Source organism: Actinoplanes sp. NPDC051343, from assembly GCF_044455125.1.
GTDB lineage: Bacteria > Actinomycetota > Actinomycetes > Mycobacteriales > Micromonosporaceae > Actinoplanes.
Map to the genome: position 1 here is coordinate 270,598 of NZ_JBITEL010000013.1, position 11,790 is coordinate 282,387.

The following is an 11,790-nucleotide window of genomic DNA, read 5'->3' on the forward strand; positions in this document are numbered from 1 at the left end:
CCGTCGAGCTGCCGTGCTGCATAAACTCCCGCCGCCGCTGGGCGGAGGCGGGTTCCGAGGGCACCCGGGCCACCAGGCTGCAGAAACCGGGGGCTCCCGGGCTTTTTCCGACGGAAGGAATCCATTGAGCGACACCACCGACGTGACGTCGGGTGTTTCTGACGTCGCTGACGGCGCCGGCACCACCGCGACTGCCACGAAGCGCCGCCGAGGCGGCACCGGGCTGTCCGCGATGCTGCTGCCGGAGCTGCAGAGCCTTGCCGCTTCGCTCGGCATCTCCGGCACCGCCCGGATGCGTAAGGGCGAGTTGATCACCGCCATCACGGAGCGCCAGAGCGGCGGCCAGGGTTCTTCCGCCGCCGAGTCCGCGCCCCGTCCCCGGGTCCGGGACACCGCCCGGTCGGCCGAGCCCGTGGTGGCGGCCGCTCCGGTCGTGTCGGCCCCGGTCGTAACGTCCCCGGTCACCGCCCCTGTCGAGGCGCCGCAGTCCGCTGCCGTGCAGCCGGAGGCGGCTCCGGTCGCCGAGGGCGGCAGCCGGCGTAACCGGGAGCGCAACAACGCCCCGCGCGAGTCGGCCCCCGTGGTGGATGCGGCCCAGACTGCTGCGCCCGCCCAGAACGGGACGGCCCAGACCGGGACGGCCCAGAACGGGACGGCCCAGAACGGGACGGCTCCGAGTGTGACGGCCCAGACCACGACCGCTCCGGCCGAGGGCACCGAGCAGCGCACCGAGCGGCCCGAGCGCGAGCGGGGCGACCGCAACCGCGACCGCGGTGACCGCGACAGCCGTCGCCGTGACGGGCAGAACAACCAGCGTGACGACCGTCCGCGCGAGGATCGGCCGCGTGACGACCGCCCGCGTGACGACCGGCCCCCGCGTGACGATCGGCCCCCGCGCGACGACCGGCCCCCGCGTGACGACCGGCCCCCGCGCGACGACCGTGGTCCGCGTAACAGTGACCAAGGTCACGACGATGACGACAACGACGGCGACGGCAGCCGCCGCAGCCGGCGCAGCCGGTTCCGCGACCGGCGCCGCGGCCGGGGCGAGCGCGACGGCAACGACGGCGGACAGCGTGACAGCCGCGACGGCGGTCGCGAGCCGCACGTCAGCGAGGACGACGTCCTGGTGCCGGTGGCCGGCATCCTCGACGTGCTCGACAACTACGCGTTCGTCCGCACCACCGGCTACCTGTCCGGGCCGAACGACGTCTATGTGTCGATGTCGCAGGTCAAGAAGCACGGGCTGCGCCGCGGCGACGCGGTCACCGGCGCCGTGCGGGCCACTCCCCGCGAGAGCGGCGGCGACCAGCGCCGCGACAAGTACAACCCGCTGGTCCGGCTCGACACGATCAACGGGATGGAGCCCGAGGAGGCCCGCCGGCGTCCCGAGTTCTACAAGCTCACGCCGCTCTATCCGCAGGAGCGCCTGCGGCTGGAGACCGAGCCGCACATCCTGACCACCCGGGTCATCGACCTCGTCATGCCGATCGGCAAGGGGCAGCGCGCGCTGATCGTGTCGCCGCCCAAGGCCGGTAAGACGATGGTGTTGCAGGCGATCGCCAACGCGATCACCCACAACAATCCCGAGTGCCACCTGATGGTCGTGCTGGTCGACGAGCGGCCCGAAGAGGTCACCGACATGCAGCGCACGGTCAAGGGCGAGGTCGTCGCGGCCACGTTCGACCGGCCGCCGCAGGACCACACCACGGTCGCCGAGCTCGCCATCGAGCGGGCCAAGCGGCTGGTCGAGCTGGGCCACGACGTGGTCGTGCTGCTCGACTCGGTGACCCGGCTCGGCCGGTCCTACAACCTGGCGGCGCCGGCCTCCGGCCGCATCATGTCGGGTGGTATCGATTCGACCGCGCTCTACCCGCCCAAGCGGTTCCTGGGCGCGGCGCGCAACATCGAGAACGGTGGCTCGCTCACCATTCTCGCGACCGCGCTGGTCGAGACCGGTTCGATGATGGACACGGTGATCTTCGAGGAGTTCAAGGGCACGGGTAACGCCGAGCTCAAGCTCGACCGCAAGATTGCCGACAAGCGGACGTTCCCGGCCGTGGACGTGCCCGCCTCCAGCACGCGTAAGGAGGAGATCCTGCTCGGCAAGGAGGAGCTGGCGATCGTCCACAAGCTGCGGAAGGTGCTGCACTCGCTCGACTCGCAGGCCGCTCTCGACCTGCTGCTCGACCGGCTCAAGCAGTCCCGCACCAACGTCGAGTTCCTGATGCAGATCGCGAAGTCGACGCCCGGCGAGTAGTCATCGCGTACGGCAGACGCGGCCTCACCGAAAGGTTGAGGCCGCGTCTTTTTGTCGCACTCAATGTGTGATAAGTCGCACTTCTTCGTGCCAACCTCGTCAGCATCGCGCTTGGGGAGGGCTCTCGATGAACGTGCCGGGCTACCGTGACCATCCATCCGAACCGTGGGATCGGGCCGCGCCGGCCGATCCGGCCGAGGCCGAGGAGTTCCTCCGCCGCAGCTACGCCGAAAATCCGCGGCTCGGGCCGGTCGAGCCGCGACTGGCCATCGTGCGCGCGCAGATCGCGGCCACCGGCACCTACGTGCACACGACCGACGAACTGGCCCACGGCGCGAAGATGGCCTGGCGCAACGCGAGCCGGTGCATCGGGCGGCTCTACTGGAAGAGCCTGCTCGTGCTCGACCGGCGCCGGGCCCGCACCGCCGACGAGATCTTCTCGCTGCTGGTGCATCACCTGCGGACGGCCGGCGACGGGCCGATCCGGCCGGTGATCAGCATCTTCGCGCCGGCGCATCCCGGGCAGCCGTTCGCCCGGGTCCGGAACGAGCAACTCATCCGGTACGCCGGTTATCGCGGCGAGAACGGCTGCCCGGTCGGCGATCCGCGGCAGGCCGGCTTCACCGAGACCGTGCAGGGCCTCGGGTGGCACGGCAAGGGTGAGCAGTTCGACGTGCTCCCGCTGGTCATCGAGACGCCGGAGGAGGGCCTGCGGCTCTACGAACTGCCGGAGCGGGCGATCCGCGAGGTGCCGATCACGCACCCCGAGTACGGCTGGTTCACCGAGTTGGGGCTGCGGTGGCACGCCGTACCGGCGATCAGCAACATGCGGCTGACCATCGGCGGCGTGCACTACCCGCTCGCGCCGTTCAACGGCTGGTACATGGGTTCCGAGATCGGCGCCCGCAACCTGGCCGACGCCGACCGGTACGACATGCTGCCGACGATCGCCGCCCGCATGGGACTGGACACCAGCCGGGAGTCGACGCTGTGGCGCGACCGGGCGCTGGTCGAACTCAACCGGGCGGTGCTCCACTCGTACGAGCAGGCCGGGGTGAGGATCAGCGACCACCACACCGAGTCGCAGCGGTTCCTGGCCCACATGCGCAGCGAGGCCAGGGCCGAGCGGCCGGTGCCGGCCGACTGGACGTGGATCGTCCCGCCGATCTCGGGTGGGCTCAGCCCGCTGTTTCACCGCTACTACGAGGAGATGGACCTGCGGCCGGCGTTCTACCTCGACGACGAGGCGGCTGCGGCGGCGTCAGGGCTTTGAGGCCGTCACCAGCGTCGCCGCGACCCAGGGGCCGCCGTACCACATGCGCCAGCCCAGCGGCCGCAGCGTCGGCGACAGGCCGCGCTCGGCCAGATGGGTGCGGTAGGCCGGCGCCGCGTTGATGTCGGCGATGACCAGCCGGCCGCCCGGCCGCAGCACGCGCAGCGCCTCGTCGAGGGCGCGCAGGCGGCCGGCCGCCGGCTGGATGTTGTGAATGGCGAGGCTGCTGACGACCAGATCGAAGGACTCGTCGGGGTACGGGAGCGCGGTCATGTCGGCGGTGTCGAGGGAGACCCGGTCGGAGACGCCGGCGGCCTCCGCGTTGGCCCGGGTGACCTTCTCGGCGTTGCCCGACTGGTCGGCCGAGCGCCACAGATCGGCGCCGCTCGCGGTGCCGGTGGTGAGGCGCTGCGCGACCGCGATCAGCACCGCGCCGCGGCCGCAGCCCAGGTCGAGGACGCGCTCGTCGCCGCGCAGGGCCAGCCCGTCGAGGATCTCGGCCCACACCGCGAACTTTCCCCACCGGGTGGCGTGCAGGTAGAGCGCGGCGGCGGCCGCGAAGTAGGCGGCGAAGAACAGCGGCCACAGGCCGACCACCCAGCCGCCCAGCGCGAAGCCGATGATGCCGCCGGCCAGCATCAGGAGCGAGGCGACGGTCAGTCCAATGAGGAACGGCGGAGCGTCGAAGCCATATCGGGGACGGACCATGACGACATCCTTCACGCGAACTCGTTGACGGCGAAATCGTCGCGGTGGCGCCAGGACGCCTCGGTGCGTACGTGCCCCGCGCGCACCCATTTGAGCACCCTGTGGGAGAACTCGGCGGCCGGGATGCGACCGGTCGACCGCAGGACGTAGCCCTCCGACACCTCGGGATCGCGCTGGCCGGACCAGGCGGCGCGCGCCTCGGAGATGCTGCCACCGCGATAGAGCACCGGGACCACCGGCAACTCCAGCCGCTGCGCCCAGTCGACCGTGTCGTCCCAGCCGAGCAGCGTGTCGGTCTCGTCCCAGATGCCGAAGACGATGAAGACGCCGGGGAGGTCGTGGTAGGCGATGGAGCGCCGCGCCCACATCGACTCGCCGCACACCCGCCAGTCGTCGGGGATCCGGTGCGCGGTCATCGCCCAGAGCGCCTTGGCCGGCCGGTCCCACGGGTGGGTGCCGGAGTCGAGGGAGCGGGCGTACATCTCGTCGCGGGTGAAGGTGAGGTTGCCGCCGTCGAGTTTCTCGGTCACCACCAGCTCACCGTCCAACCACGACAGGTCGTCCTGGATGCGGTCGTCCTTCGTCGCACCCGGCGAGCCGGGCAGATGGTAAGTCCGCGGATACTTCACCTAGAAGTCCCCCTCCGCGACCTGGAAGACGGTCAGACCGAGCTCACGCCACATGCGTACCACCTGACGGCGGTCGTCGAAAACGCCGACGACCCGCCAGCGCTCGCGGATCCCGGTCTCGAAGAGCTCCCGTTTGACGATCGCGTCCTTGCGGTTGTCGCCGGGTGGCCGCATGAAGAGTCCTTCGTACGGCACGCCCACGAAAAGGTCCAGCCAGGCCTCGGTCTCGGCGCGCGCCTCGTCGTCGCGGCCGGTGCAGAAGACGATCGCGTTGCCGGCCGCGTGCATCGCCCGGACCGCGTCGATCACGGCCGGGTTGGGGGAGTCGGAGCCGACCTGGTCCCAGGCGTACGGGCTGCGGTCGCCCATCAGCGCGACCGTGCCGTCGATGTCGACCAGCACCGCCGGCGGCAACTCGGGATCGGGTTCGTACCGCACCGAGTCGGCGTCGACGTACGGCACCGGCAGGGGCAGGTTGCGCCCGGCGATGTACCGGTCGTGCATGCGACGGATGTTGCGCTCCCCGACGCGTACGTCAGAAGGCCGTGCCGCATCGCGGCGCAGGCATTCCTCCAGCGGCACCTCGGTGAAGTCGTGCACCTCGAAGCTTGCGCGAAAGCGCGCGGCGAGCACCGCCCATTCCCGGACGGTCGAGCCCCGCAGGTTGGTGTCGTCGACGATGACGTCGGCGCGCCGCGCCAGCAGCGCCTCCACCGACATGCGCTGGATGTGGGTGACCTGGTTCTCGGCCGTCTCGGTGAACAGCCGTCTCCCGTGCAGCATCAGCCGCAGGTCGTCGCGGTTGACCCGGAGCACCCGCGGCTGGAGCTTGCGGGCGAAGGTGGTCTTGCCCGACGCGGGCAGTCCGCGGGTGATGAGCAGTCTGGTCATGGAAGTCCGATTTACGCAGGTGGGGAATGCGGCGAGCGCAGCTCACGTTAACGACCATGCACCACCGATTTTCGGTCGGTGCCGGTCACATGGCAGACTGGTACATCGGCCAGACACCAGGTTCCGGTTCACGCCTGAGCCCACCGCCCTGGCGGGGCGGCGCGGCGTCGACGGCGACCCGGCGACCACATCACTGAGAGGGACCGAGAAACCATGAAGAGCGGCATTCACCCGGAGTACACCTCGACCGAGGTCATCTGCTCCTGCGGCAGCACCTTCACCACCCGGAGCACCGCCAAGGGCGACGAGATCCGCGTCGAGACCTGCAGCGCCTGCCACCCGTTCTACACCGGCAAGCAGCGGGTTCTGGACACCGCCGGCCGGGTCGCGAAGTTCCAGGCCAAGTACGCGAAGGTGAACGCGGCCAAGAAGAAGTAACTGCCTCGACGGCGCCCGCCCCGCAAACTGGGGGCGGGCGCCGTTCGCGTATCGGGAGATCACCTTGAGTAACGATCGGCTTACCACTCTTCTGGCGGAGTACTCGGAGCTGGAGAAGCGGATGGAGGACCCCTCCATCCACTCCGACCAGGCCCTCGTGCGCCGGGTCGGGCGCCGCTTCGCCGAGCTGGCGCCGATCTATGCTGCCCACGCCGAGCTCGAGGCGGCCCGGGCCGACCTCGCCGCCGCCCGCGAACTGGCCGCCGAGGACCCCGGGTTCGCCTCCGAGGTCGACGAGGTCGCGGCCACGCTGCCGCCGCTCGAGCAGAAGCTCGGCGAGATGCTGATCCCGCGCGACCCGAGCGACGCCAAAGACGTGATCGTCGAGATCAAGGCGGGCGAGGGCGGCCAGGAGTCGGCGCTGTTCGCGGGCGACCTGCTGCGCATGTACACCCGCTACGCCGAGCGGCACGGCTGGGTCGTCGAGGTGATCGACTCGCAGGAGTCGGACCTGGGCGGGGTCAAGGACATCTCGATCGCGGTCAAGACCAAGGGCGTGCCCCAGGGCGGTCACGGCGTCTGGTCCCGCATGAAGTGGGAGGGCGGCGTGCACCGCGTGCAGCGGGTGCCGGTGACCGAGTCCCAGGGTCGCATCCACACCTCGGCGGCGGGCGTGCTGGTGCTGCCCGAGGCCGAGGACGTCGACGTGCAGATCGACCCCAACGACCTGCGGGTCGACGTCTTCCGGTCGAGCGGGCCCGGCGGCCAGTCGGTCAACACCACCGACTCCGCGGTGCGCATCACGCACCTGCCCACCGGCACGGTCGTCAGCTGCCAGAACGAGAAGAGCCAGCTCCAGAACAAGGAGTCGGCGCTGCGCATCCTGCGCTCCCGGCTGCTGGTCATCGCCCAGGAGGAGGCCGACGCGGCGGCGTCCGACTCGCGCAAGGCCCAGGTGCGTACGGTCGACCGCTCGGAGCGCATCCGCACCTACAACTTCCCGCAGAACCGGATCACCGACCACCGCATCGGCTACACGGCGTACAACCTCGACCTCGTGCTCGGCGGCGAACTCGACGCGGTGCTCGACGCGCTGGCCGAGGCCGACCGGCAGGCCCGCCTGTCCGGCGAGACCGAGCTCAGCCGACGGCAGTGACGTCGAGGCCGTCGCGGCGCGCACAGATCAGATAGCCGGGTGCGCTCTGGCAGCCGAAGTGCTCGACCTCTTTGACCGTGCCGAGCAGGTAGCTCCGGCCGGTGTCGAGGTCGAGCTGGATGACCGAGCTCAGCCGGTAGTCGCTCGCCACGATGCCGATCAGCAGCACCGAGCCGACCGGAGAAGCGCCGGTCCAGGTCGGCTCGCCCCGGACCGCGTCGCCGATGCCCCGGCCGGTGGCCGAGTCGACCAGCTGATAGGGCCCGATCGACGACGACCCGTTGCCCAGGAACCGGCCGTTGGCCAGCGGCCACATGCCGCTGAGGTCGGCTCGGCTCCAGAGGGGTCGCCCGGTGACCGGGTCGCGCCCGATCAGGCCGCTCGTCTCCATCGCGCAGAGCACCGCACCGCAGTCGATCACGAAGCCGTCGGAGTGCCAGAGCTCCTGGAAATTGTCGAGCCGGTAAACCGTGGACTCGTTGCTCTCGTTGTCGGCACGGGAGACCACCAGCCGGTTGTCGATCACCTGCAGGCTGGAGTAGACCCCGGCCCCCCCGATCCGCGGCCACTGTCCGCTCACCCGGCCGGTGTGCACGACCGAACCGTCGGCGTAGTCGAGGACGGTCAGCAGCCCGGACCCGTCACCGAGCACGATGTGGGCCGGCCTGCCGCCGTGGTCGTCGACGGCCCAGACGTCGACGCCGCGCACCGGCATGCTCCAGCGGGTTACGCCGTCGTGCAGGCCGATCATCCGCAGACGGGTCAGGCTGCCGTTGTGGTTGCTCTCGCCGAGCAGCACCGAACCCGGATAGGTCTCGATCGCGTCGCCGGGAAGCGTCCACAGCGCCCGGCCGGTGCGGGTGTCCCGCGCGATCGTGCTGCTCGTGAACGTCTGGACCATGAACGTGCCGTCGTCCTGCGGGATGCGGGCGTCGGTGACCGTGTCGGGCATGACCAGCACCCCGTCGACCACCGGCCGCAGCGGGACGCTGTCGACGCCGGCCGGCACCGTCCACCGCTTCCGGCCGGTCGCCAGGTCGAACGCCGAGAGCGTGGCGCTCCCGTCCTCCAGCTGGCCCGCGAAGAGGGTGGTGGCGTCGATCGCCATCGAGTCGCCCTCGCCGTAGTGGGTGCTCCACAGCGGCCGCACGGTGTGCCGGAACGACGGCGTCGACCCGGTCGCCCCGAGCACCGTGAGTGCCGCGACGACGACGAGCGTGACTTGGCGGATCATCCGCCGGTCGAGCCGGACGGGCGTCGCCGGCGGCGGGGTGTCCCCGTCCCGGGCGAGCTCACCCAGCTCGATCACGGTCATCTCGTGGGGCTGCGATTGGCTGCGGCGGCGGCCAGGGCGGCGCTCAGGGTGCGGCCGTTGACGCCGATCTCGGACCAGCCGGCGGCCAGCCCGATCGGCGTGCCGGGAACCAGGATCTGCCAGTTTTCCGCGTTCGTGGCGGCGGTGATGCGGCGCGACACCTCGGCGGCCTGGGCCGGTCCGGCGCCGGGCAGCAGGACCACGAACTCGTCGCCGGCGAACCGGGCCACGAAGTCGCCCCGGCGCATGACCCGGTTGAGTACGCCCGCGATGCGCTGCAGCACCAGGTCGCCGCAGTGCCGTCCGTGCCGGGCGTTGACCGCGGTGAACCCGATCAGGTCGCAGACGCCGATCGCGGCCCGCTCGCCGCGGTCGAGCATGTCGCCGACGTACCGCTCGAGCTGGCGGCGGTTGGGCAGGCCGGTGAGCGGGTCGGTGAGGGTCTCGTCGCCGTACCGGTCGGCGTCGCGCTGGGTCTCCTGGGCGTCCAGGCGGGCGGCCACGCCGTCGAGGTAGCCGTCCCGGAGCTGGTCGATGCGCTGGGCGGTCAACCGGAACGCGTAGCGGTCGGCGGCGTGCGCGGCGGCGTGATCGCCCGACGCGGCGTGACAGATGCTGCGTAATCGGGCCGGCTCGGCGGCACCCAGCACCTCCGGGGAGACCGGCACCGACTCGAGCATCGACAGCGCCCGGCCGGGCTTGCCGGCCGCGATCGCCCGGCACACGTTGCCCAGGTGCTGCAGGTCGCGGGCGCGGACGCTGTCGCCCCCGCCGGTCAGCCAGACGGCCGCGTCGGCCTCGGTCTCCTCACCCAGCGCCTCGCGGCGGGCCAGGGCATAGCCGTACGCCGTGCGGCTGCTCGGCCGCATGCGGTCGGCCCCGATGGCCACGTAGCGAATCAGCTCGGCCTCGATGTCGCGCAGCACCCGCAGGCAGCCGTCGGTGTCGCCCTGGTGGTCGAGCCAGACCGCGCTGCGCAGCCGGATGCCGGGGGCCGCGAACAGCTCCGACGACAGACCGACCGCCGCCCCGACCTGCCGGGCCTGCTCGATCGCGGTCAGCGCCTGGCCGTGAAAGCCCAGGTAGGAGTAGGCCATCGCGAGGTCGTGCCAGCCCCAGGCGGTCTCCGAGTCGCTCTCCGGCACCGCGGCCAGCGCCCGGGACGCCTGCACGAGGTGGGTGACACCACGGTCGAGGTTGCGCTGCAGATAGGCGCCGAGCGCGGCGAACGCGTGCATCTGGCCGCGCAGATAGGGATCGGGGAGCTCACGGACGGCATTGGACGCGATCGACATCGCGGTGGAGAGCTCGGCGACCCGGCCCAGGTTGATCAGAGCCCCGAAGCGCTGGACCAACGCGTACGCCCGGGTGGTGGGGTCGATGACGTCCGCGAGCACCCCGTCGAGGATCGGCAGGGCTTCGGCCGAACGCCCGTCTTGCTGCAGGTGCCCGGCCTGCCGCAGCTCCTCGACGTGCTCCGCGAGCTGGTCCAACCAACTCAACGCCTCGCCTCCCAAGACCCGGCCGGTCGTCGGCGCAACCGACGATTGATGATTATGCCGTGGACTCGGACAGCGAACACACCTCCCGACCTTTGGTACGCATCCGGCTCAGCCCGATCGTCGCGGCGGCCGCCGACGAACTGGCCGAAGCCGGCGTCGCCTCACCGCGGGTCGATGCCGAATTGATCGCCGCACATGTTCTCGAGGTGTCGCGCGGCCGCCTCGCCCTGATCGAGTCGCTGCGTCCCGACCAGCTGCGCCGGTTCACCGCGCTGGTCGGCGAGCGGGCCCGCCGGATCCCGCTGCAGCACCTGCTCGGCACCGCCGCCTTCCGCCATCTCGAACTGGCGGTCGGCGACGGCGTCTTCGTGCCGCGCCCCGAGACCGAGCTGCTGGCCGGGTGGGGCATCGAGCGAACGCCGCCGGGCGGCGTCGTGGTCGACCTCTGCAGCGGTACGGGGGCGATCGCGCTGTCGGTGGCCGACGAGAGCAAGGCCGCCCGGGTGATCGCCGTCGAGCGCTCCCCGGTGGCCCTCGACTACCTGCGGCGCAACGCGATCCCGTTCCCGTCGGTCGAAGTGGTCGAGGGCGACGTCACCGACCCGGCGCTGCTGACCGCCGAGCACGGCGTGGTCGACGTGCTGCTGTGCAACCCGCCGTACGTGCCGGACGGCACCGAGGTGCCGCCCGAGGTGGCCGACCACGACCCGGCCGAGGCGGTGTTCGGCGGCGCCGACGGGCTCGAGGTGATCCGGCCGGTGATCGCGCTGGCCGCGGCCCTGCTGAAGTCGGGCGGATTCGTCGGTATCGAGCATGATGACGTGCACGGCGACGCGGTTCCTTCGCTTTTGCGGGCCGACGGACGGTTCGGTGAGGTGACGGCCCACCAGGACCTCACCGGTCGGCCGCGGTTCGCGACCGCCCGCCGCACCTGATGCGTGCCGCGCGACACATGGCAGACTGCATCTCGTGATGCTCTACGACTGCCGTACCACCGCGGACCGCGATCGCGGCATCGCCGCCGCCGTCGAGGCGGTCAAGAGCGGCGAGCTTGCGGTGTTTCCCACCGACACCGTGTACGGCATCGGCGCCGACGCGTTCACCCCGCACGCGATCACCGCGCTGCACACCGCGCGCAACGCGACCCGGCAGGTGCCGCCGCCGGTGCTCGTCGGCTCCCGCCACACGCTGGACGGACTGGTCTACTCACTGCCCAAGGCGGCGCGCGAGCTGGCCGACGCGTTCTGGCCGGGCGCGCTGACGCTGCTGGTCGAGCACTCGCCGAGCCTGCAGTGGGACCTCGGCGAGACCGGCGGCCAGGTCGCGGTGCGCATGCCGCTGCACCCGGTGGCGCTCGAGGTGCTGCGCGAGGTCGGCCCGATGGCGGTCACCACCGCCAACAAGGTCGGGCAACCCGCGCCCAAAACCGCCGAAGAGGCCCGCGACCAGCTCGAGTACGCGGTGCGCATCTACCTCGAGGCCGGGCCGGCCGCCGACCCGGCGCCGAGCACGGTCATCGACGTCACCGGCGACGCTCCGCGGGTGCTGCGGGCCGGTGCCATCCCGCTGGAAAAGCTTCGCGACGTGGTGCCCGACCTCCTCGCCCCGGAGGAATGAG

The 11,790-nt window shown here is 71.4% G+C and carries 11 protein-coding genes; 6 read left to right on the forward strand and 5 right to left on the reverse strand.

The annotated features are described in order from the left end of the window. Positions 1–124: 124 nt before the first annotated feature. Both rho and ACIA5C_RS36750 read left to right on the forward strand, forming a co-directional pair. Positions 125–2,260, forward strand: coding sequence for a transcription termination factor Rho (gene rho / locus ACIA5C_RS36745; RefSeq protein WP_396063405.1), 2,136 nt, complete (start codon positions 125–127; stop codon positions 2,258–2,260). A 127-nt stretch (positions 2,261–2,387) separates the two neighbouring features. Beyond that, positions 2,388–3,533, forward strand: coding sequence for a nitric oxide synthase oxygenase (locus ACIA5C_RS36750; RefSeq protein ID WP_396063407.1), 1,146 nt, complete (start codon positions 2,388–2,390; stop codon positions 3,531–3,533). Here ACIA5C_RS36750 and ACIA5C_RS36755 read toward each other — a convergent pair. Genes ACIA5C_RS36755 through ACIA5C_RS36765 form a run of 3 tightly spaced genes read right to left on the reverse strand, consistent with a single transcriptional unit; the run spans position 3,522 to position 5,761 of the window. Further along, on the reverse strand, positions 3,522–4,241 hold the full coding sequence (locus ACIA5C_RS36755; RefSeq protein WP_396063409.1) for a class I SAM-dependent methyltransferase: 720 nt from the start codon (positions 4,239–4,241) through the stop codon (positions 3,522–3,524). The genes ACIA5C_RS36750 and ACIA5C_RS36755 overlap by 12 nt on opposite strands. Before the next feature lie 11 nt (positions 4,242–4,252). Then, positions 4,253–4,870 carry an RNA ligase family protein gene (locus ACIA5C_RS36760; RefSeq protein ID WP_396063411.1) on the reverse strand — a complete coding sequence of 206 codons (618 nt, stop codon included), beginning with the start codon at positions 4,868–4,870 and terminating at the stop codon, positions 4,253–4,255. Then, a complete protein-coding gene (locus ACIA5C_RS36765) occupies positions 4,871–5,761 on the reverse strand; it encodes an AAA family ATPase (RefSeq protein ID WP_396063413.1) in 891 nt (296 codons plus the stop codon). Between the two features lie 213 nt (positions 5,762–5,974). On the opposite strand from ACIA5C_RS36765, the gene rpmE reads away from it, so the two are divergent. Next, positions 5,975–6,199, forward strand: a complete 225-nt coding sequence (gene rpmE, locus ACIA5C_RS36770) for a 50S ribosomal protein L31 (protein WP_364096799.1) — start codon at positions 5,975–5,977, stop codon at positions 6,197–6,199. Between the two features lie 64 nt (positions 6,200–6,263). Further along, positions 6,264–7,355 (forward strand): peptide chain release factor 1, encoded by a 1,092-nt coding sequence (gene prfA, locus ACIA5C_RS36775; RefSeq protein WP_396063415.1) that lies wholly within the window; start codon positions 6,264–6,266, stop codon positions 7,353–7,355. Here prfA and ACIA5C_RS36780 read toward each other — a convergent pair. Then, a complete protein-coding gene (locus ACIA5C_RS36780) occupies positions 7,339–8,670 on the reverse strand; it encodes a PQQ-binding-like beta-propeller repeat protein (RefSeq protein WP_396063417.1) in 1,332 nt (443 codons plus the stop codon). The two genes, prfA and ACIA5C_RS36780, sit on opposite strands and share 17 nt — an antisense overlap. Then, the gene (locus tag ACIA5C_RS36785) at positions 8,667–10,172 is read right to left on the reverse strand and encodes a diguanylate cyclase domain-containing protein (RefSeq protein ID WP_396063419.1); all 1,506 of its coding nucleotides are present in this window, start codon (positions 10,170–10,172) and stop codon (positions 8,667–8,669) included. The genes ACIA5C_RS36780 and ACIA5C_RS36785 overlap by 4 nt, the downstream gene beginning before the upstream one ends. A gap of 59 nt (positions 10,173–10,231) precedes the next feature. Here ACIA5C_RS36785 and prmC point away from each other — a divergent pair, with 59 nt between their 5' ends. Both prmC and ACIA5C_RS36795 read left to right on the forward strand, forming a co-directional pair. Then, positions 10,232–11,107, forward strand: a complete 876-nt coding sequence (prmC, locus tag ACIA5C_RS36790; RefSeq protein ID WP_396063421.1) for a peptide chain release factor N(5)-glutamine methyltransferase — start codon at positions 10,232–10,234, stop codon at positions 11,105–11,107. Positions 11,108–11,144: 37 nt separating this feature from the next. After that, positions 11,145–11,789 (forward strand): L-threonylcarbamoyladenylate synthase, encoded by a 645-nt coding sequence (locus tag ACIA5C_RS36795; RefSeq protein WP_396063518.1) that lies wholly within the window; start codon positions 11,145–11,147, stop codon positions 11,787–11,789. Position 11,790 lies beyond the last annotated feature (1 nt).

Coding starts and splice junctions, on each gene's coding strand:
- ACIA5C_RS36750 (WP_396063407.1), top strand. CDS start 2,388: ATGAACGTGCCGGGCTACCGTGACCATCCATCCGAACCGTGGGATCGG.
- ACIA5C_RS36755 (WP_396063409.1), bottom strand. CDS start 4,241: ATGGTCCGTCCCCGATATGGCTTCGACGCTCCGCCGTTCCTCATTGGA.
- ACIA5C_RS36765 (WP_396063413.1), bottom strand. CDS start 5,761: ATGACCAGACTGCTCATCACCCGCGGACTGCCCGCGTCGGGCAAGACC.
- rpmE (WP_364096799.1), top strand. CDS start 5,975: ATGAAGAGCGGCATTCACCCGGAGTACACCTCGACCGAGGTCATCTGC.
- ACIA5C_RS36780 (WP_396063417.1), bottom strand. CDS start 8,670: ATGACCGTGATCGAGCTGGGTGAGCTCGCCCGGGACGGGGACACCCCG.
- ACIA5C_RS36795 (WP_396063518.1), top strand. CDS start 11,145: ATGCTCTACGACTGCCGTACCACCGCGGACCGCGATCGCGGCATCGCC.